Here is a 20573-nt window from a genome sequence, read left to right on the forward strand (position 1 = left end):
TGACCGCGCCGGGCCGGCCTCAGACCCGGTGGGCGGCGACGTAGCGGGCCGGGTCCCGGCCGAACTCGCCGTGCCAGCGCCCCAGGCACTGCTCGGCGAAGGTGCGGCCGGTGGCGACGATCTCGTCCAGCGGGTCCAGGTAGCCGGGGACGTGCGGCGGTTCGAGGCCGGCCGCGACCCGGGCGGACAGTCCGGTCCGGGCCAGGCGCAGCAGTTCGGCGGCCAGCGGGCGGACGGGGTCGTCGCCGAGGCGGGTGGCCAGGCCCTGGACGGGCAGTTCGGCGAGCGCGGCGCGGTGCTGCGCCAGGGTGTAGTGGCCGAGCAGGTCCCAGGCGGCGGCGAGGGAGGCGGGGTGGTAGCTGAGGCCGGTCCACAGGGCGGGGACGGCGGCGGAGTAGGGGTGCGGCGGGCCGTCGGCGCCGCGCAGTTCGAGGGTGCCGCGGACCCGGGTGTCGGTCCAGAGCTGGTTCAGGTGGGCGGCCCAGTGGGCCGGGGTGGGCTTGCCGCCCTCCGGGTAGCCGTGCCGCAGGAGTTCGGCGAAGGTGCGGTCGGGCGCCGGGTGGTAGCGGCCGACCGGGTCGCGGTAGTGGATCAGCGGGATGTCCAGGGCCCAGTCGATGACGTCGTCCACGGTGACGCCGGGCCGCAGCGCGGGCGGCAGCACGCCGCTGCGCCGCGGGTCCATCCGCAGCCAGGACCAGCAGCGGTGGGACAGCAGGCCCTCCGAACGCCCTGCCTGGAGGGGGGAGTTGACCAGCAGGGCGGAGATCACCGGTGCGGCGGCCGCCTGGGTGCGCAGCTTGCGGGTGAAGTCCTCGGGGGAGAGGTAGTCCAGGGTGACCTGGGTGGACAGCGACAGCGCCATGATGTTGCGGGCCCTGCTGCCCGCCTCGCCCAGCCCGGCGAAGTGCTCGCGCATCAGGGCGCCCCTGGTCATCGGCACCCATTCCGTCTCCGCCGGGCGGTCGAACGGCAGGTAGCCGCCGGGCAGCAGGGCCAGGCCGAACCGGTCGGCCAGTTCGGCGAGTTGCTCCAGCGCGGCCCGCAGGTCGTCCACCGCCTTGCCGACGCCGGGGGCGGGCGCGGACGAGTACTCGAGCTGGCCGCCGTGCTCCAGGGTGATCTGGCTGCCGTCCGGGCGCAGCACCCCGGTCAGCCGGCCGGTGTCCTCCTGCCGCTCGCCGCCCCACCGGGCCAGCACCGCCTCCAGGACGGCCAGCACGCCGCGCTCCCCGGAGTAGCGGGCGGCCAGTCCGGTGGCCGGGTCGACCAGGCCGCACTCCACCTCGATGCCGACCTGTTCGCGGCGGGCCGGGCGGAACGGGGCCCGCAGGTCCGCGCGGGTCAGCTCGCGGTCGTTCACGCGGTGCCCACCCGGGAGGCGATCCGGGGGTGGCCGGCGCGGTCGAGCAGGGCGTCCACGGCGTCCAGGGCGGACCGGGCGGCTCCTTGGCACCAGGCGTGCGCGCCGGACAGGTGCTCGCCGGCGAAGAAGATCCGCGGGTCGTCGGCGGGGTGCGGGGCGCCGAGCACGGTCAGGTAGCGGGTGTGCTCGCCGGGTGTCAGGTGGGCGAAGGCGCCGCCGCCCATGCCGGTCTGCACGTCCCAGTCGCAGTGCAGGATGTCGTCGACGTCCGCGGTGATGCCGGGGTGCAGCCGCTCCAGGCAGTCCAGTACGAGGGCGTCCCGGTCGCCCGGGGGCAGTGCGGTGAAGCGCCGGGCGTTGGCGCCCCACAGGTAGGCGCCGAGCAGGGCGGTCGGTTCGGCCGAGCGCAGCGGGTCCCGGACGGCCCAGTGCGGACCGGGGCTGCCGTTGGCGCCGTCCTCGGCCGGTACCGCGTTGTCCGAGGGGTACCAGCACTGCTGGATCGGCAGGTCGGTGAAGCTCCCGCCGCCGTGGATGCCGTCCTCCAGCTCCCACCGGCGCCGGGTCAGGTGCAGCACGGTCTTGGTGCTGCTGGCGTAGCTGATGCCGCGCACGGCGTGCCGCTGCGGGTGGGGCAGGCCGGGGCTGACGGTGATCCGGTCCAGTGCGGGCGCCGGGACGCAGCACACCACGTAGTCGGCGTGGTCGTGCAGCGGGGCGCCGAGCCGGGTGCCGCGGAGCCGGACGCCGTCCGGGGTGAGGGCGAGTTCGTCGATCCGGGCGGACAGTCGGACGCTGCCGGGGCGCAGGGCGTGGACGAAGGCGCGGATCAGCGCGTCCAGGCCGTCCACCAGCTCGACCTGCCCGCGGTGGAACAGGCCGAAGTAGTCGACCAGGACCTCCAGCAGTGAGGACTGCTCGTAGTGGGCGAGGCCGCTGGCGTGGCCGAAGAGGTCCCAGGCGTCCTGGGACAGGTGCTCGTGGACGAACTGCCAGAGCGAGACGGAGGCGGCCCGCTCCAGCGCCGGGTCGTCCCAGTGGCCGGCCAGCGTGCGGGCCTGCTGCTCGGTGGTGAGGGTGCTCCACACCGAGCCGAGCAGCCGGTCCAGCAGCGGCCCGGGGGCCTGCCGCTCGGCGGGGGCCAGCGCGTACGCGGGGAACAGCGAGGCCACGTCCTGCACCCGCACCCGCCGACCGCGCAGGTGGTAGTAGGCGCGCGGGTTGACGTTGACGAACGGGCGGGTCTGCAGGCGGAACCGGGAGACGTAGTGCAGCACGCAGTGGTGGTTGCCGGGGATGCGCATGGCGCCCAGGTCGACGTGGGTGCCGTCCCAGAAGCGGTGGGTGCGCACCCGCCCGCCGGGCCGGTTCGCCTGCTCGTAGACGACGACGTCGAAGCCGCGCCGCTGCAGCTCGTACGCACTCACCAGGCCGGCCACACCGGCGCCGACGACGGCGATCCGGCCGCGGGCGCCGGCCACCGGGGCCAGCAGGGAGGGCGGGAACGCAAAGCTCGTATCAAACATCGACACCGCACCCCTCTGGCGACCGGGACTTCCGCCCCAGCCTCGGCCAGGCCTCGTTCGTGTGCCACTCGGCGGCGCCGGTGCGGGTGACCAGGCGGCCCGGGTTCGCGGGGCCAATCTTGTTACCGGGTGGACCGGGCCGGGGCCGACCGCACCCGGGTGTCCGGGGTGCACGAAGTGTCCGGGGCGTCCGGGGTGGACGGGCCTTCGCGCGGCGGGCCCGAACGTGCCCGGGCCGGTGTTCCGCGGGCAGCGCGGACGAGCCGGACGAGGAACCGCACGTCGGGCCGGGGGCGGGCGCCGCCGGCCGGCCGGCGGCGCCCGGCGGGCCTCAGTTCTTCGGCCGCGCCGCCGGGGCCTGGTACGGGTGGTGGCGGGAACTCCGCCGTCGGTGCACCTGGCTAGGCTCGGCTTCGGAGTGGACGAGGACAATGTGGTGGGTACTGACGGGTGACGTCCGCAGAGCGGGGCTGAACCCCGCTCGGTGGGGGGCCCGTTGAGCGGGACGGGACAGGACGGGGGAACACGGGATGGAAGCGGACGGACCGGAGCTGCGGGCGTACGTCGCTGCGCTGGTGCGGATGGGCGCGCCGGTGGTGCCGGGGCCGTCCGGGCTGGCGGTACCGGCGGGCAGTGCGGACGACGTGACGGCGGTCGCCCGGCGGTTGGCGCTGGCGGTGCTGCCGGATCGGGGGCGTCGGCCGGAGCCGACGCCGGGGCTGCTGGGGCTGGCGCGGGCGCTGGTGGTGGACGAGCACCCGTCGGCGTCCGGGTGGACGGTGGCGGAGCGGGAGCGGCTGGCGGGGTGGGTCGCGGTGCTGATCGAGCACCGGGGCGAGGACGGGGTGGAGGAGTTGGTGCGGGCGCTGAACGGGGAGTGAGCGCGGCACTCGCCGACGGGTCGGGTGCCCGGCGGGCGGGCGTTGGCGGATCGTTGGCCGGTCCTTGGCGGCGCCCGGCAGTCTGCTGGGACCGCCACGGGGGATGTCCGGCGGAAGCCCTGCCATGTGCCCTTGCCCGACCTGAGAGGTAGCGCGTGTCGAAGCCGTCCGTCGCTCAGCCCACGTCCGTAGCCCGGCCGCCGGCCGGCCCCCCGGCCGACCCCGCGGCCACCCCGGAGCCGGCCCCGGCCCGGCCGACCCTCGACCCTGACACCCTGGCCGAGATCCACCGGCTGCACGGCGGCTACCTGCTGCGCGCCCTGCTGCGGGCCACCCGCGGCGACCACGGCAAGGCCGAGGACATCCTCCAGGAGACCCTGCTGCGCGCCTGGCAGAACCCGGCGGCCCTCGCGGCCGGCCCGGCGCACAGCCGCCCCTGGCTGTTCACCGTCGCCCGGCGGATCGCCATCGACCACTACCGGATGGCCGCCGCCCGGGCCAAGGAGGTCATCGGCGAGCCGGTGGAGGACCGGCCGGTCGCCGACGACCCGTACGAGCAGGTGCTGGTCGCCCGCGACATCGCGCTGGCGCTGCGGCGGGTGCAGAAGCACCACCGGGAGGTGCTGGTCGAGCTGCACCTGAAGGACCGTTCGGTGCTGGAGGCCTCGGTCGAGCTGGGGGTGCCGCCGGGGACGGTCAAGTCCCGGAACTTCTACGCCGTCCGGGCAATGCGGCCGGTCCTGGCGGCGGAGCACGGGTACGCGCCGGTCACGGGCTGAGCGTCCGGACCTCGCCGTGCGGGGCGCCGTGCGGTTCTCCGGCGTCGGTGCCGGTGCCCGGCCCGGCGCCCCGCACGATACCTGTGCCCGGTCCGGCGTCGGCGCGCAGGCTGAGGGAGGCCTCCAGCCCGGCGGTGAACTCGCTGCGCCGGCCCGCCAGCCGGTCGTGCCGGCGGAACCGCTCCAGCGCCGAGGCCAGCCGCGCGCGAACCTCCGGCGCGCGGCCCCGGGCCACCAGGTGGGCGGCGTAGGACTGCTCGGTGACGGCGTGCAGGTAGAGCAGCCCCGCCTCCTCGCAGGCGGCCAGCAGCCGGTGCCAGGCGAGGTCCGCGGTCTCGTCCCGGACGGTCGGCGGCAGCGACTGGGCCTCGGTCAGCAGCGACCACAGGTGCACCTGGGTGACCGGGCGGGGCGGCAGTAGCTCCCGGGCCTCCCGGGAGCGGAGCCGGGCGCCCGCCGGGTCTCCGGTCGCGAGGCTCACCCAGCCCTGGTGGACCAGGGCGTCGACCAGCCGCTTCCGGTTGCCCGACTCGACGGCGAGCGCGGTCGCGTCCGCCGCCAGCCGCCGCGCCCCGGCGGAATCCCCGAGCATCGCCGTGACCAGCCCCAGGGTGGCCAGCGCGCGCACGCGCGCCGAGGCCGCGGCGGGCCCCTCGGCGGACTCGGCGGCGGCCACCCCCCGACGGGCCGCCTCGGCGGCCTCGTGGCGGCGTTCCAGGGCGACCAGTGCCTGCGCCCGGCAGTTGTGCAGGAAGGCCGCCGCCACCGGGTCGGCGCAGCGCTCGGCCGCGGCCAGACCGGTGTCGGCGCGGGCCAGCCAGTCGGTGAAGCGGCTGGCGCCGTAGTAGAGCGAGCCGGCGGTCAGGGCGAGCCGCCAGGCCCGGTCGGGGCGGGTGAGGGCGGTGGACTCGATCAGCGCCCGGACGGCGGGCTCCTCGGCGCGGAACCAGTCGAGCGCGCTGCGGATGTCCACCACGGAAGGGACGGGCGGGACGGGTGGGGACGGCCGGTCGGGCCGGAGCGGCTCGTCGGGCGCCGGGGTGTCCTCCTGACCGGGGTCGAGGAGACCGCCGCAGTGCAGCAGCGCGGCCTGGTAGTGGTCCAGCAAACGGGTGCGGGCGTGCTCCCGGTCCTGTGCGGGCCGCTCGGCCAGCAGGTCGGCGGCGAACAGCCGGACCAGCTCGGTGCGCTGGTAGCGGCCCGGGGTGGCACCGGTGAGCAAATGGCGGGAGGCCAGGTCGCCGAGGGCGCGGTGGGCGGTCGCGGCGTCGGTGCCGAGCAGTGCGGCGGCGGCCGGGCCGTCCACCGCGCGGCCGGGGTGGACGGCCAGCAGGGTGTGCAGCTCTGCTGCCTCGACCGACAATTGACGGTACGTCAGTAGGAGTTGTTGCCGCAGGCCGGTCCCGCCGTCGATCTCCAGGGCGGCCAGGCGGGTCTGCTCGTCGGCGAGTTCGGCGACCAGTTCGGCGACCGTCCAGCTCGGGTGGGCGGCCAGCCGGGCGGCGGCGATCCGCAGGGCCAGTGGCAGGTGCTCGCAGAGCCGGACGAGTTCGGCGGCCGCCGCCGGCTCGGCGTCCAGGCGTCCGGGCGTCAGCAGGTGCGACAGCAGGGCCAGGGCGTCGTCCTCGGGCAGCGCGGTCAACCGCAGCAGGGCGGCGTCGTCGGTGGCGACCAGCTTCTCCAGGGAGCCGCGGGCGGTCACCACGGCGGCGCAGTCCGGGCCCTCGGGCAGCAGCTCGACCAGCTGGTCGGGGTCGTCGGCGTCGTCCAGGACCACCAGCAGGCGACGGCCCCTGGTGTGTTCGCGGTAGCGCGCGGCGCGGTCGGCCCGGTCGGCGGGGACGGCGTCCTCCGGGACGCCGAGGGCGCGCAGGAAGCGGCCGAGGACGGCCCCCGGGTCGGCCGGGCCGTCCGGGTCGAGGCCGCGTAGGTCCGCGTACAGCACGCCGTCCGGGAAGCGGTCGACGGCCCGATGGGCCCAGGCGGTGACCAGGGCGCTCTTGCCGGTGCCGGCCGGGCCGACCACCAGGGCCGGTCCGTCGGTGGCCCGGTCGGGGGCGCAGGCGCGGTCCAGCCACCGGGTCTCGGCCGTGCGGCCGATCACGTCGACGCGTCGGCGGGGGAGTTGGTTCGGGGCCCGGTGGCGCGGTACGGCGGCCGGGGGAGCGGGAGCCGGTGCGGCGGCCACCCGCACCTCCTCCGGATGGTCGTCCGCCAGCACCTCGGCGAACGCGGCCCGCAGCGCCGGTCCGGGGCGGATGCCCAGCTCGCGGTCCAGCCGCTGCCTGGTCCGGTGGAAGGCGTTCAGCGCGTCCGCCGGCCGCCCGGCCTGGTGCAGGCAGCGCATCAGCAGCGCCACGAGCTCCTCGCGCAGCCCGTCCCGCCGCACGTTCTGCTCCAGTACCGCCACCGCGGCGGCCCCCGTGCCCTGCCGCAGCCGCAGCTCGGCCCAGTGGAGCAGGGCCGCGGTGGAGGACTGCTTCAGGTGGTCCACCGCGGCGGCCCGCAGCGGGGTGTCCGGGAGGTCGGCCAGGGCCTCGCCGCGCCACAGCTGCAGCGCCTCCTCCAGCAGCGCGATCGCCTCCCCGACGGCCCCGCGCCCGGCGAGCTCCCCGGCCCGCCCGGTCAGCCGGGCGAACCGCAGCGCGTCCACCTCCTCAGCCGGCCCGCTCAACAGGTAGCCGCAGGCCCGGGTGTGCAACTCGAACGGGGAGTCGGCCAGCACCTTGCGCACCGCCGCGACGTGCCCCTGCACCGCGGCCCGGGCACTGGCCGGCGGACGCTCGCCCCACAGCAGCTCGCAGAACTGGTCCATGGTCACCACCTGGCCCAGCCGCAGCGCCGGCAGCGCCAGCACCGCCCGCCGCTGCGCACCCGCCAGGGTGGCCAGGCCGCCGGTCGCGACCTGCAACTCCACCGGCCCGAGCAGCCGAATCCGCACCAGTACTCCCACCTCGCCGCACCCGAGAGCCGTCGGCGGCCTGCGGGGTGGAGAAGTGTAGTGCGCACACATGTCCTGCCCGTGCCCGGACGTCGGTCGTCGGTGGGGCCGCCGTGGATAGAGAGTCCGTAGGGGTGCGGGATGGTTGCCTGCGGGGGCGGTTCGGTGTGGCGGAGCGGGAAGCGGTTCGGCGGGGGCGGTTCGGTGTGGCGGTCGAAGGGATGGCGCGGTGCGCACGCGCGTGCGGCCCCGGGGCGGGCGTTCGCCGACGGTGGGCCCGCCGTGGACGGGGAGCGGGCCGGGGTGCGGCCCGAGGGGAGCTCGCCTGCGGGGGATCGGCGCGTCCCGGTAGCGTGCGGGCATGGACGAGACTCACGGGAGACACGTGAACGCCCGGTTCGAACGGCTGGCCCAGCGGGTCCGCGACGAACTCGCCGCCGCCGGGCTGCCGGTGGTGGCCCCGGGCCTGGACACGGCGCTGGCCGTCGGCGCGGAGGTCCGGGTGAGCACCTGGAACCAGCACTTCGGCGAGGAGCCGGAGGTGCTGGTGAGCTGGCACACCAGCCCCCGGCTGCGGAGCCGGGCGGCGGACCCGGGGCGGGACGGGGAGCCGACCGGGGCGACCCGGCAGGCCGGCGGGATCCATACCGCGATGGCCGCGGCGGTGATCGCGATCCTGGCCGCGGCCGGCTTCACCGCCCGGGTCCTGGGGGACGACTACGCGCCGTTCGACGTACTGGTCCTCGACGGCCCGGACACCAGGACGCCGCCGGCCTGGTCCGACCTGGCGGAACACCCGCGGCGGACGGTCGGCGAGCCGGTCGACTGAACCGCCCGGCCCCGGCCCGTCGTCCCCTCCTAGGGTGTGTCTGACCATTCGCGTCGGATCAGCGCGCGCCCCCGGCGTCGCACCCCCGGCGGGAATCGTCAGACACGCCCTGAAGGCACCGTCACGGGCACTCGGGGAGCGATGGCCAGCGGCCGGGAGTCCCGAGCCGGGAGTACCGGGGCGGGCCCGAGACCCGTGGCACGGGGGAAGGAAAGCATGGAGATCGAGCTGCTCGGACCGATGGCGGTCCGACGGGCCGACGGCACCGAGATCACCCCCTCGGCTCCGAAGCGGCGCGCCCTGCTGGGGGCGCTGGCCACCCGGCTGAACCAGCCGGTGGGCGCCGAGGAGCTGATCGAGCTGGTCTGGGACGGCGCCGCGCCACCGACCGCGCGGGCCGCGCTGCAGGGTCATGTGGCCGCGCTGCGCCAGCAGTTGGACGATCCCCGGCTGATCCTGGGCACCCGCGGCGGCGGGTACGTCCTGGAGGGCGACGCGGACCGGGTGGACCTGGTGCGGTTCGGCGCGCTCTGCGACCGGGCCGGGCTCCTGCTGCCGGGGACCGTCGCCGGAGCCGGGCCGGACACCCCGGCCGCCCCGCTGCTGCGCGCGGCCCTCGACCTGTGGCGCGGGCCGGCGCTGGTCGACTGCGGGTCCGCCCTGCTGCGCGAGCGCACCCTCCCCTACCTGACCGACCTGCGGCTGCGCGCCCTGGACCGGCTGGCGCAGGAACTGGTGCTGGCCGGTCACGGCGGTGAACTGGTCGCCGAGCTGACCGAGGCCGCCGACGCCCACCCCAGCCGGCAGCCGCTGGCCGCCCGGCTGGTCCAGTGCCTGGAGCAGGCCGGGCGCGGACCGGAGGCGCGGGCCCGCTACGACCACGCGGTGGCCCGGCTGTCCGGCCCGCCCGGGCCGGAACTACGGCTGGCCGGCGAGCAGTTGGCGCGCCACGCCGCGCCCGACCGGCGCTTCGTCGGCCGCGCCGCCGAACTCGCCCGGCTGCACGAGGCCCTGGGCGTGGCGGCCCGGACCGGCCGCCCGATCCTGGTCACCGGCCCGGCCGGGGTGGGCAAGTCCGGGCTGGTTCAGCACTGGGCGGCGCAGCGCTTCCCCGAGGGCGTACTCCACGCAGACCTGCGCGGCACCCACCCGGACGGCCCGCGGGAGCCCGCCGACGTCCTGGCCGGCTTCCTCGCCGACCTGGGCGTCGACCCCGGCGCCGTCCCCGCCGATCCCGCCGAGCGCGCGGCCCGCTACCGCGAACTCCTCGCCGACCGCCGGATCCTGATCCTGCTGGACGACGCCGCCGACTACCGCCGGCTCGCCCCGCTGCTGCCCGGGCCGCCCGAGCCCGGCAGCACCGCCCTGGGCCCGGTCGTCGTCGTCACCAGCCGCAACCGGCTGCGCGAACTGCTCGTCCACGAGGACGCGCTCGCGCTCCCGCTCGGCCCGCTCGGCCCCGAGGACGCCCGTACACTGCTCGCCCGCGCCCTCGGCCCCGACCGTCAGACCACCGGCCCGGAGGCGGACGCCGAACTCGCCGAACTCGCCGAACACTGCGACCACCTGCCGCTGGCCCTGCGACTGGCCGCCGCCCGGCTGGCCTCCCGCCCGGACTGGTCACCGGCCGACCTCGCCGCCGAACTCGCCGACGAGCAGACCGGCCTGGCCGCCCTGGCGGGCCTCGGCACCGAACGCGGCCCGATCGGCGTCACCGCCGCCCTGGACCGCACCTACCGGGCCCTGCCGCCCGCCGCCGCCCGGCTGTTCACCCTGCTGGGGCTGCACCCCGGCGCGGAGATCGACACCGCCACCGCCGCTGCACTCGCCGACCTGCGGCCCGCCGCCGCCCGCAGCCAGCTCACCGCGCTCGACGCCGTCCACCTGCTGGCCGAGACCACCCCCGGCCGCTACGCCCGCCGCGAGCTGGTCCGCCGCTACGCCGCCGGACAGGCCGCCGCATTGGACTGCACCGAGCGCTTCGGCGCGCTGGACCGGCTCATCGCCCACTACCTGCAACTCACCGACCCCTGGAGCGACGACGCGGCCGACGCCGGCGCCACCCGGCCACCGGCCTGGTTCCGCAGGGAGGAGAGCGCCCTGCGCGCCGTCGTACTCCGCGCCGAACAGTACGGCCGCACCGGCGCCGCCTGGCAGCTCGCCCACCGGATCAGCCTGTTGCACGAACGGTCGGACGAGGCCGCCGACCGCGACCGGACGCACTGGCGGGCCGTCGCCGAGATCGGGCTGCGCGCCGCGCACGCCGACCGCGACGACGCCGCGCTCGCCCGGCTGGGCACCGACCTCGCCGTCCTGCACGTCCGCCGGGCGGCCCACCGCACCGCCCTGGAGCAGCTGGACGCGGCGGTCGCGGCCGCCGACCGGGCCGGGGACACCCTGCTGCGCCACCACTGCCGCGACCGGGTGGCGGCCGCCCTGGTACGGGCCGGGCAGTACGACCGGGCGCTGCCGCTGCTGACCGACCTGGTGACCGCTGCCCGCACCCCGACGGCCGGACACCTGCTGGTCCGCGCGCTGACCGGGCTCGCCGAGGCCCTGGTGCTGGTCGGCGCCCCGGAAAGGGCGCTCGCCCACGCCGACGAGGCGGTCCGCCTCGCCACGGCCGGCGGTCGTCCGGGTGGAGTGGCGGCGGTGCTCGCCACCCACGGCCGGGCCCGCGCCCTGCACGCCCTCGGCCGCCGGGACGCGGCACTGTCCTCGGCCCAGCTCGCCGTGGCCCTCGGCCGCACCGTCGGCGACGCCGCCGTGGAGGCCCGCTCGCACGGGCTGCTCGCCGACCTGCTGACCGAACTCGGCCGCAGCGTGGAGGGGGCGGAGGCCCGACAGCGGGAGCAACTGCTGGGGCGGGCCTGAGGGTCCGCTGGACGCTGCCCTGGCCGAAACGGGCGGGCGAGGTGCGCGCTCCGGGAGTGCCTGCCGGCCGGGCGCCGAGCACGGCCCCGGGTGCACAACTGCCTTCTGCGCCGGGCGTGCAGGCGGAACTATCGGCGGTTCTGGTAGGCGGAACCGGGTGCCGGGCGCCGGTGCCCCGGGCATCCCCGCAGGCGGGCGCCGGGTACGCGCACCACTTCCGCCGGGGCATACTTCTGCCTGAGGCGATCTGCCCGGCGCGTTGGCCGGCAGAACTGCGGCAGAACGGCGGCAGAGCGGCGTGCGTGCGAACCAGGGGCGGGGCGGGGAGATGGCGGTTGCGAGTGGAACCGGGGAGTTCGGCCACCTGTTGGCGGGGTACCGGGTGGCGGCGGGCCTGACCCAGGAGGACCTGGCCGCCACGGCCGGAGTCAGCCTGCGCGCCCTCGGGGACATGGAACGCGGCCGCACCCGGGGCCCCCAGCGGCGCACCGTCCAGGCGCTGGCCGCCGCGCTGGGGCTGGACGGCCCGCAGACCTGCGCCCTCGAGCGGGCCGCGCAGTCCGGCCGCCCCCGGGGCGTACGGCAGGTGCCGTCACAGGGCACGGCCGTGCTCCCGGCCACCCCGGCGCCGACCGCGCCGGGAGCCGTACCGGAGACCGCCGGAGGCCCGAAGCGCCCCGCAGTCTCCGCGTCACCGGCAGCCCCCGCGTCCCCCGGTGCGCTCGCGCTGCCGCGCGACCTCGCCGACTTCACCGCCCGCGAGCACGCCCTCGCCGATCTCGCCGAGCTCACCGCCGACCGGCACCCCGTCCACCCCCGGGTGGTGCTGGTGAGCGGTCAGCCCGGTCTCGGCAAGACCGCCTTCGCCCTGCACGCCGCCCACTCCCTGGCACCGGACTTCCCGGACGGCCAGCTCTCGCTCGACCTCGGCGGCACGTCCGCCACCCCGCTGCCCGCCCGGGAGGCGCTCGGTCAGGTGCTGCGGGCCCTCGGGGTGGCGGACGGCGCGGTGCCCACCGGGACGGAGGAGCGGGCCGGGTTGTTCCGCGCCCTGGTGCGCGAGCGCCGGCTGGTCCTGGTGCTGGACAACGCCGTCGACGAGAGTCAGGTGCGTCCGCTGCTGCCCGGCTCGGGGCCGGCCGTGACCATCGTGACCAGCCGGCACGCCCTGCCCGGGCTGGAGGCGGTGCACCGGCTGCGGCTGGATGTGCTCTCGCCGGTGGAGGCCGCCGCCCTGCTGGCCCGGATCGCCGGGCCCGAGCGGGTCGAGGCCGCCCCGGACGCCGCCGCCGAGCTGGCCCGGCTGTGCGGCTACCTGCCGCTGGCGCTGCGGATCGCCGGGCAGCGGCTGGTGGCCCGTCCGCAGCAGCCGGTGGCCCAGTTGGTGCGCCAGCTCGCCGCCGAGGAGAACCGGCTGGACCTGCTGGAGACGGGGGACCTGGCGGTCCGCCCGGCCTTCGAGCTGTCCTACCGCAGGCTGCCGGCCGAGTCCCAACGGGTGCTCCGGCGTTGCGCGTTGACGGCCGGCCAGGACTTCACGGCGGCCGTACTGGCCCGCTACGCGGGGCTGTCGGCCACCCGTACCGAGCTGGTCCTGGAGCAGCTGGTCGACGCCGGTCTGGTGCAGCCGGCCACCCCCGAGCGCTACCGGCTACACGACCTGGTGCGGCTGTACGCGGGCGAGCGGCTGGCCGCCGACGAGACGGCCGAGGCGGTGGCCGGGGCCCGCACGGAGGCCGGGAGCTGGCTGTTGCGCGAGGCGGCGGCCCACGGCCTGCGGTTCGACCCGGACCACGCGGAGGCCGAGGGTGCCGGAGCGGTCGGCGGCCCGCCGGTGCCGCTGACCGAGGCGGCGCGCTGGCTGGAGGACGAGCACCCGGAGTGGCTGGCGGCGCTGTACCGGGCGCAGCGGGAGGGCCGGCACCGGGAGGTGATCGACACCGCCGAGGCCATGCACTGGTTCTCCGACCGCCTGCTGAGCTGGGACCTCTGGGGCGAGGTGTTCCAGCTGTCGGTGGACTCGGCCCGGGCGAGCGGGGACCGGCGGGCCGAGGCGGTGCACGTGAACTACCTGGCCTGGACGTACGTCACCTGTCTGCACCGCTACCAGCGCGGCATCGAACTCGCCGGTGAGGGCCTGGAACTGGCCCGGAGCATGGGCGACCACGAGCAGCAGGGCTGGGCGCTCACCTACCTGGGCGCGGGGCTGCGACACCTCCAGCGATACCGGGAGGCGAGCGAGAGCTACCAGCGGGCGGCGGAGGCCTTCGACGAGGTCGACAACCGGGCCGCGCTGATCGGCCGGCTGGTGACCCTGCGCGGCGCGGCGACGTGCCTGCGCCTCCTCGGCCGGGCCGAGGAGGCGGTGGACTCCCGCCGTCGCGCGCTGGCGGGAGCGCTGGAGCTGGTGGAGCGCTGGTCCTCCCCGCTGATGCACCTGCTGGCGGCCATGACGGCGCACGAACTCGGCCAGGACCGGGCGGCGTTGAAGCGCTGGCCGGCCGCCGAGAAGGCCTACCGGCAGGCGCTGGTGCACTACGAGGCGATCGGGCGCCCGGACAGCATGACCAAGACCCTGACCGAGCTCGGCACCGCGCTGATCGAGCAGGGGCGGGCGGACGAGGCCCGGGAGATCCTCACCGAGGCGCTCACCGACCTCAGCGCGGACGGCCGCCGCGGTCGGGCCGCCCCGTAGCGGGCGCCCGGCCTCGGGTCGGTCCGGCGGATCTCGCCGGGCGCGCGATCCGCCGGACGGACCCCAGCCGCACCGGTCAGATCCGGGTGTCCTCCACCACCGGCAGCCACCGGTCGACCGGTCCGGCCTGGCCGCCCTGTCCGGCCTCGCCGTTGTCGCCGTCCTGGACACCCTGGCTGCCCTGGACACCCTGGGCGTCCCGCGCCGCCGGGGTGAAGGAGCGCGGCGCGACGGCCGGCTTCTTGCCGCAGAAGGCCGGCTCCAGCGCGTTCATCAGGCCCTGGGTGACCGAGCCGTTGTTCGAGGCGTTGGCGAAGACCACCACCGAGCGCCGCCCGTCCGGGGTGGTGAAGGACTGGGTCTGGTAGCCCTGGACGATGCCGCCGTGCCCGTACACGTCCCCGCAGGTGAGAGAGATGCGGCGGAGCCCCAGCCCGTAGGAGATCTTGGCGGTCGGGGTGGGCAGGGCGGACTCCATCTGCCGCAGCGAGTCGTCGGAGACCAGGCCGCCGTTGCCGCCGGCCATCAGCGCGGTGAGGAAGCGGTCGAGGTCATCGGCGGTGGAGATGACGGCGCCGGCGCTCCACACCCAGGAGCCGGTCTGCTCGGTGGAGTCCAGCAGCGGCTTGGTGCGGTCGTCGTTGGTGAGGTAGCCGGTGATGTGGTCGCCCGAGATCCGCTGGTCGGGGACGACGAAGGAGGTCTGCTCCAGGTCGAGCGGTTCGATGATCCGCTCGCGCAGCACGTCGGCGTACGGCCGGCCGGTGAGGTGCTCGACGGCCATGCCCAGCAGCACGAAGTCGGTGTTGGAGTAGGAGTAGCGGCTGCCGGGGGTGTACTGCAGGCCGTGCTTGACGGACATCGCGACCATTTCGGCCGGGGTGTACACCTTGGTGCGGATCCGGGCCTCGAAGGCGGCCGTGGTCTCCTCGCCGGGCTGCTCCAGCAGGTCGTTGGTGTGGTCGTAGATTCCGGCCCGGTGCTCCATCACCTGACGGCCGGTCATCGTCCAGCCGTCCGGGAGGGTGTCGGCCGGGAGGTAGTCGCGAAGCGGCTTGTCGAGGTCGATCCGGCCCTCCTCCGCCAGCTGCATCACGAGAACGGCGGTGAACATCTTGCTGTTGCTGCCGACCCGGAACCTCCACCCGGAGTTCATCGGCGTCCCGTTCAGGTCGGCCTTGCCGATGCTGAGGGAGCGGGTCCGGTCGTGGTCGCCGTGGTCGCGGACCACCGCGAAGGCGCCGGGGGCGCCCGCGCCGGTGGTGGCCTGGAGCGCACTGAGAACCCCGGCCGTGTCGGGGGTGGGCAGGGCCGGGTCGCTGCGGTCGGCGGCCAGGGCGGGGGTTGCTGCGGTCGCGGCCAGGACGGCAGCGGCGGCGGCCACCGCGAGGGGACGCAGAAGGCTGGTCTTCGCCATGTTCCTCGGCTCTCTCGTGAGCTGACGCGCTGTCGGGATCGCGTCGTACGAAGATCACTATCACCGGAAGGTGCGGACCGTGGCAATGTGAACGCGCTTGCCCGCCTCATCCGTTCTCGGGGTGTTCGTCACCCGTACCGTTCGTTTCCCGGGCCGGGGGCAAGGTTTTACCTCCCGTCGTCTACCCGCGTTGACCGGCGCGCCCGCATCCTGTTCGAGCGCCCGTTCGTCGTGTCCACGTCGTGCGCTGCGCGTCCTCCGGTGCCCCCGCGCGCCGACCTCCCCCTCACCGACCACGGAGTCCCCATGCCCCTGGCCACGTTCGCGCGCCGTGCCGGCGCTCTGCTGCTCGTCGGCGCCGGCCTGATATCCGCCTCCGGCACCGCCCACGCCGACACCGTCACCGGCACGTACTCGACGATCGTCTTCCCGGACCAGGACCACAGCGCGGTCTACAGCCTCATCAACTCGGCCACCACGTCCGTCGACGTGACCATGTACGAGCTGCGCGACACCACGGCGGTGAACGCCCTGATCGCCCGTCAGCACGCCGGAGTGCGGGTCCGGGTGGTCCTGGACGGCAAGCACAGCTCGGTCAACGGCGCCGCCTACTCCGCCCTGACGGCCGGGGGCGTCGGAGTGACGTACTCCTCCTCGGCGTTCGTCTACACCCACCAGAAGACCGTCACCGTGGACGGCGCCAAGTCCCTGATCCTGACCGGGAACCTGGACTCCACCTACTACTCCAGCAGCCGCGACTACGGCGTCCTCGACACCGACGCCAACGACGTCGCCGCGATCGAGCAGGTCTTCGCCGCCGACTACGCCAAGACCTCGATCACCCCCTCCGACGGCGACAACCTGGTGTGGTCGCCCACCGACTCCCAGGACCGCCTGCTGGCTCTGATCAACGGCGCGCAGACCTCCCTGGACGTCGAGGAGCTGGAGTTCGGCGACCCGGCCCTGGTGGACGCCGTCACGGCCGCCGCCAACCGCGGCGTCACCGTCCGCGTCGTCGGCATGAACCCGAGCTCGTACAGCTCCTCCTTCGACGAGGTCACCGGCGCGGGCGCCAAGGTGGTCACCTACTCCTCTACCACCGGCCTGTACATCCACGCCAAGGCCATCGTCGCCGACTACGGCACCGCCACGGCCAAGGTGTTCGCCGGCTCGGAGAACTTCTCCGACAACTCGCTGAACAACAACCGCGAGCTGGGCCTGATCGTCTCCGACTCCGGGGTGCTCGACACGATCGAGTCGACCTTCGCCACCGACTTCGCCAACGGCACGGCCTACTAGGGCGGGTCGGCACTCCGGGTAGTTCCGTCACCTCCCGTCCGGGCGGCCCCGCAGCGGGGCCGCCCTCCACCCGAGGAAACGCCATGACTTCGTCCGCGAAGCCCCTGAACGAGTCCCCGAACGACGGCTCCCGCCGCTCCCGCCGCACCGCCACCGCGATCGGCTCGGCCGTCGCGCTGGTCGCGGCCTCCGCCGGGCTGTGGGCGGCCACCGCCACCACCGCCCAGGCAGCCGGGCTGCCCACGCCGGACCACATCGTGGTCGTGGTGCTGGAGAACCACGCCTACAGCCAGGTGATCGGCAGCAGCAGCGCGCCGTACCTCAACAACACCCTGAAGGCGGGCGGCGCCAACCTCACCCAGTCCCACGCGATCACCCACCCCAGCGAGCCGAACTACTACGCGCTGTTCTCCGGCTCCACCCAGGGCCGGGTCGACGACAGCTGCGTGACCGTCGGCGGGTTCCAGACCCCGAACCTGGCCTCCGAGGTGCTCGCCGCCGGGAAGACCTGGGCGAGCTACAACGAGTCCCTGCCCAGCCAGGGCAGCACGACGTGCAGCAGCGGCAAGTACGCCCAGAAGCACAACCCCTGGTTCGGCTTCGGGAACGTGCCGGTCAACACCGCCAAGACCTTCGCCCAGTTCCCGACCGACTACACCACGCTGCCCAACGTGTCCTTCGTGGTGCCGAACCTCTGCAGCGACATGCACGACTGCTCGGTGAGCACCGGCGACACCTGGATCAAGAACAATCTCGGCGCCTACGCCACCTGGGCGCAGAGCCACAACAGTCTGCTGGTCGTCACCTTCGACGAGGACAACAGCCTGTCCGGGAACCGGATCCCGACCCTGCTCTACGGCGCCCACGTCACTCCGGGCAGCAGCAGTGCCACCACCTACAACCACTACAACGTGCTGCGCACCCTGGAGGACCTCTCCGGGGCGAGCGGGCACGCGGGCAACGCGGCCGGTGTGACGGACGTCACCGGCATCTGGAACTGACCCTCCGGGGGCGGCCGTCGGGCCGGACCGGCGACCGTTCCGCGGTCGCCGGTTCCGGCAGCCGGGCCCGGGCCGTGGGGCGTCCCGCCAAGGCGGCATCCCCGGCGTCCCTGCTGCCCGGGGCCCCGGCGGCGCCCGCCGGCCAGGGCGCCGCAGGCCACGGCCCGTACCCGCACCGGCTCGGCGCACCGCACGCCCCCGTCGGCCGGGCCTTCCCCGCCCCTCCGCCGCCGCCCCGGGCAGTGCTTCCGCCGACGTTTCGGCCACCGCCGAATCCGGAACGCCACGGCCCCCGAGGACGTTGACCCGCCCACGAGAGATCAGCACCCCGCCCGGCCGCCGGGCCGGCCGGGGACAGCGCGGTCCGACACCCACGGCCCGACCGGCCGGAGGGCGGGCCGTGGCACGGGGAGGAGTCGCGTGGTGCGGTACGGGATCCTGGGGCCCTTCGAGGTCCGGTTCGACGGCGTGGCGGTGACGGTGCCGCGCCCGCGGCAGCGCGCCGGGCTGGCCCTGCTCCTGCTCAACGCCAACCGCCCGGTCGGCATCGAGCGGATGGTGGACGCCCTCTGGGGCGGGGCCCCGCCGCGCACGGCCCGCGCCCAGGTGCACACCGTGGTCTCCACCCTCCGCCGGGCCCTGCCGCCACCGGCCGCGCAGGCGCTCACCCTCGAACCGGTCGGCTACCGGCTGGCCGTGGAGGAGGAGGAGTTGGACGCGGCGCGGTTCGGCGTGGCGCTGGCCGCCGCCCGGCGGCTCGCCGAGGAGGGCCGGGCGGAGGAGGCGGCCGACCGACTCCGGCGGGCGCTGGCGCTGTGGCGGGGCGAGGCCCTGAGCGGCGTCGACGCGCCGTTCGCCGCCTCGGCCCGGGCCCGGTTGGACGAAGAGCGCTTCGCCGCCCACGAGTTGCTGGCCGACCTGGAGCTGGCCCGGGGCCGGCACCGCGAGCTCGTACCGGAACTGACCGCGCTGGCAGGGGAGTTCCCGGCCCGCGAGTCCATCGCCGAACGGGCCGCCGCCGCACTGTACCGGTGCGGACGGCAGGCCGACGCGCTCGCCGTCCTCCGGGTCACCCGGGAGGTGCTGGCCGAGGAGTACGGCCTCGACCCCGGCGAGCGGCTGCTGGAGCTGGAGGGGGCGATCCTGCGGCACGACCTGCCCATGGGCCCGCCCGTCGACCCGCCGATGGACCTGCCGGTGGACCGGCCCGCCGAGCCAGCGACGGAACCGGCCGCGGAGCCCGGCGAGGGACCGGGGGCGGAGCCCTTCGCGGGGCTGCCGGAGCGGGTTCCGGCGCTGCCCACCCCGGCCCAACTGCCCTAGGTCACCTCCGGATTCGTCGGCCGCCGGGAGGAGATCGACCGCCTGGTCGAGCTTTCCGGAGCCGGCCCCGGCGCCAGCCGGATCGTGGCGCTGACCGGCCCGGCCGGCGTCGGGAAGACCTCCCTGGCGGTGCGCGCGGCTCAGGACCTCGCCGCCCACTACCCGGACGGCCAGCTCTTCGTCGACCTGCACGGCTACGACCGGGAGGAGCACGAGTCCCCGGCCAGGGTCCTGGAACGCCTGCTTCTCGCCCTCGGCGTCCCCGGTCCGATGATCCCCCACGACGAGGCCCTCCGGGAGGACCTCTACCGCTCGACGGTGGCCGGCCGCCGACTGCTGGTGGTGCTGGACGACGCCCGCGACTACGCGCACGTGCGCCCCCTGCTGCCGGGTTCGCCGCAGAGCTTCACCGTGGTCACCAGCCGGGGCAAACTCGGCGGCCTGGTCGCCACCACCGGCGCCGTACCGCTGCGGCTCGGCGTCCTGTCGCCGACCGACTCGGTCGAGGTGCTCGGCCGGATCGCCGGCCGGGACCGGGTCGCCGGGTCGCCGGACGCCGCCGGGGAACTCGCCCGGCTCTGCGGCGGACTGCCGTTGGCCCTGCGGATCTCGGCCGTCCGGCTCGCCGAACGGCCCGAACTGCCGCTCTCCGGCCTCGCCGCGGAACTCACCCCCGAGGACGGGCGGCTCACCGCCCTCAGTCTGCCGGACGGCGAACTGACCGTCTCCCGGGTGCTGGAGCACACCTACCGCCGCCTCGACCCGGACGCCGCCCGGCTGCTCAGGCTGCTCGGCCTGCACCCGGCCGAGTCGGTGACGGAGGCCGTCGCGGCCGCCCTGCTGGGCCCGGCCGACGCCCCGCTCGCCGCCTCCGGGGCACCCGCCCGGCCGCTGCTGCGGATCCTGGAGTCGCTCCACCTCATCGAGCCCGCCGGGACGGGAGGCCGCTACCGGATGCACGACCTGGTCCGGCTGTACGGCCGTCAGCTCGCCGCCGAGGACGAGGCGGACTCGGCCGCCGCCCGGGACCGGATGTTCGACTGGTACCTCACCGTCGCCGACGCCGCCCAGCGGGTGTTGGCCCCGGCCGCGCCCCACGTACCCGTCGAACCGCGCCACCGGTGGCAGGGCCCGCAACCCTTCGAGGGGGCGGCCGAGGCCCGGGACTGGTTCGAGGCGGAGGCCGGCACCCTGCTCGCCCTCACCCGGCTCGCCGCCTCGATCGGCGACCACCGCACCACCTGGCAACTGGCCACCGTCCAGCAGACCCACCTGATCCGCAGTCACGGCATGGACACCCTGGTGGAGACCCAGCAGCTCGGCGAGCGCGCGGCGGTGCTGGCGGGCCACGGCCCGGCCGCCGCGGCGCTCGCCGGCAGCCTGGGCATCGCGTTCGCGATCCGGCGCGACGAGCGCGCCCGCGAGTACCTGCTGCGGGCCGTCAGGGGGTTCCTAGCCCTGGGCGACCTGCGCCGAGCCGCCGCCACCCGGCTGTACCTCGGCGACCTGGACGGCGGGACCGCCCACCGGCTGTGCCTCACGGCGCTCGGCCGCCCGGTGGCCGAGGGCACGGAGCAGCTCGAACGGGCCGTCCGGGAGCGGCTCGCCGAGTCGGCCTGACCCGATCCGCCCGGTCGGGCCG

At 76.0% G+C, this 20573-nt stretch carries 13 protein-coding genes; 9 read left to right on the forward strand and 4 right to left on the reverse strand.

Going from position 1 to position 20573, the window contains the following annotated elements:
* Positions 1-19: 19 nt before the first annotated feature.
* Both ACZ7BZ_RS20935 and ACZ7BZ_RS20940 read right to left on the reverse strand, forming a co-directional pair.
* A complete protein-coding gene (locus tag ACZ7BZ_RS20935; RefSeq protein ID WP_470359565.1) occupies positions 20-1363 on the reverse strand; it encodes a glutamate-cysteine ligase family protein in 1344 nt (447 codons plus the stop codon).
* A complete protein-coding gene (locus ACZ7BZ_RS20940) occupies positions 1360-2892 on the reverse strand; it encodes a flavin monoamine oxidase family protein (protein WP_470359566.1) in 1533 nt (510 codons plus the stop codon). The genes ACZ7BZ_RS20935 and ACZ7BZ_RS20940 overlap by 4 nt, the downstream gene beginning before the upstream one ends.
* Before the next feature lie 530 nt (positions 2893-3422).
* On the opposite strand from ACZ7BZ_RS20940, the gene ACZ7BZ_RS20945 reads away from it, so the two are divergent.
* Both ACZ7BZ_RS20945 and ACZ7BZ_RS20950 read left to right on the forward strand, forming a co-directional pair.
* Positions 3423-3773: a hypothetical protein gene (locus ACZ7BZ_RS20945; protein ID WP_470359567.1), complete on the forward strand. Its 351-nt coding sequence runs from the start codon at positions 3423-3425 to the stop codon at positions 3771-3773.
* A gap of 155 nt (positions 3774-3928) precedes the next feature.
* Complete coding sequence (locus ACZ7BZ_RS20950) at positions 3929-4552, forward strand: sigma-70 family RNA polymerase sigma factor (RefSeq protein WP_380459886.1); 624 nt, start codon at positions 3929-3931, stop codon at positions 4550-4552.
* Here ACZ7BZ_RS20950 and ACZ7BZ_RS20955 read toward each other — a convergent pair.
* A complete protein-coding gene (locus tag ACZ7BZ_RS20955; protein WP_470359568.1) occupies positions 4542-7493 on the reverse strand; it encodes an AfsR/SARP family transcriptional regulator in 2952 nt (983 codons plus the stop codon). The two genes, ACZ7BZ_RS20950 and ACZ7BZ_RS20955, sit on opposite strands and share 11 nt — an antisense overlap.
* A 361-nt stretch (positions 7494-7854) precedes the next feature.
* On the opposite strand from ACZ7BZ_RS20955, the gene ACZ7BZ_RS20960 reads away from it, so the two are divergent.
* From ACZ7BZ_RS20960 to ACZ7BZ_RS20970, 3 genes are all read left to right on the forward strand, one after another.
* A complete protein-coding gene (locus ACZ7BZ_RS20960; protein ID WP_380459890.1) occupies positions 7855-8322 on the forward strand; it encodes a hypothetical protein in 468 nt (155 codons plus the stop codon).
* Between the two features lie 216 nt (positions 8323-8538).
* A complete protein-coding gene (locus ACZ7BZ_RS20965; protein ID WP_470359569.1) occupies positions 8539-11196 on the forward strand; it encodes an AfsR/SARP family transcriptional regulator in 2658 nt (885 codons plus the stop codon).
* 328 nt (positions 11197-11524) lie between these two features.
* Positions 11525-13891, forward strand: a complete 2367-nt coding sequence (locus ACZ7BZ_RS20970; RefSeq protein WP_470359570.1) for an ATP-binding protein — start codon at positions 11525-11527, stop codon at positions 13889-13891.
* A 76-nt stretch (positions 13892-13967) separates the two neighbouring features.
* Here the strand turns inward: ACZ7BZ_RS20970 and ACZ7BZ_RS20975 are convergent, their stop codons facing one another.
* Positions 13968-15308: a serine hydrolase domain-containing protein gene (locus ACZ7BZ_RS20975; RefSeq protein WP_470359571.1), complete on the reverse strand. Its 1341-nt coding sequence runs from the start codon at positions 15306-15308 to the stop codon at positions 13968-13970.
* Positions 15309-15614: 306 nt separating this feature from the next.
* On the opposite strand from ACZ7BZ_RS20975, the gene ACZ7BZ_RS20980 reads away from it, so the two are divergent.
* The 4 genes from ACZ7BZ_RS20980 (at position 15615) to ACZ7BZ_RS20995 (ending at position 20551) form a co-directional block, all read left to right on the forward strand.
* On the forward strand, positions 15615-16607 hold the full coding sequence (locus ACZ7BZ_RS20980) for a phospholipase D-like domain-containing protein (protein WP_470359572.1): 993 nt from the start codon (positions 15615-15617) through the stop codon (positions 16605-16607).
* 83 nt (positions 16608-16690) lie between these two features.
* Complete coding sequence (locus tag ACZ7BZ_RS20985) at positions 16691-17608, forward strand: alkaline phosphatase family protein (RefSeq protein WP_470359573.1); 918 nt, start codon at positions 16691-16693, stop codon at positions 17606-17608.
* A 423-nt stretch (positions 17609-18031) separates the two neighbouring features.
* The gene (locus tag ACZ7BZ_RS20990; protein ID WP_470359574.1) at positions 18032-18931 is read left to right on the forward strand and encodes an AfsR/SARP family transcriptional regulator; all 900 of its coding nucleotides are present in this window, start codon (positions 18032-18034) and stop codon (positions 18929-18931) included.
* 42 nt (positions 18932-18973) lie between these two features.
* A complete protein-coding gene (locus ACZ7BZ_RS20995; RefSeq protein ID WP_470359749.1) occupies positions 18974-20551 on the forward strand; it encodes an AAA family ATPase in 1578 nt (525 codons plus the stop codon).
* Positions 20552-20573: the final 22 nt, after the last annotated feature.

It is taken from the genome of Kitasatospora sp. NPDC036934 (assembly GCF_055608425.1).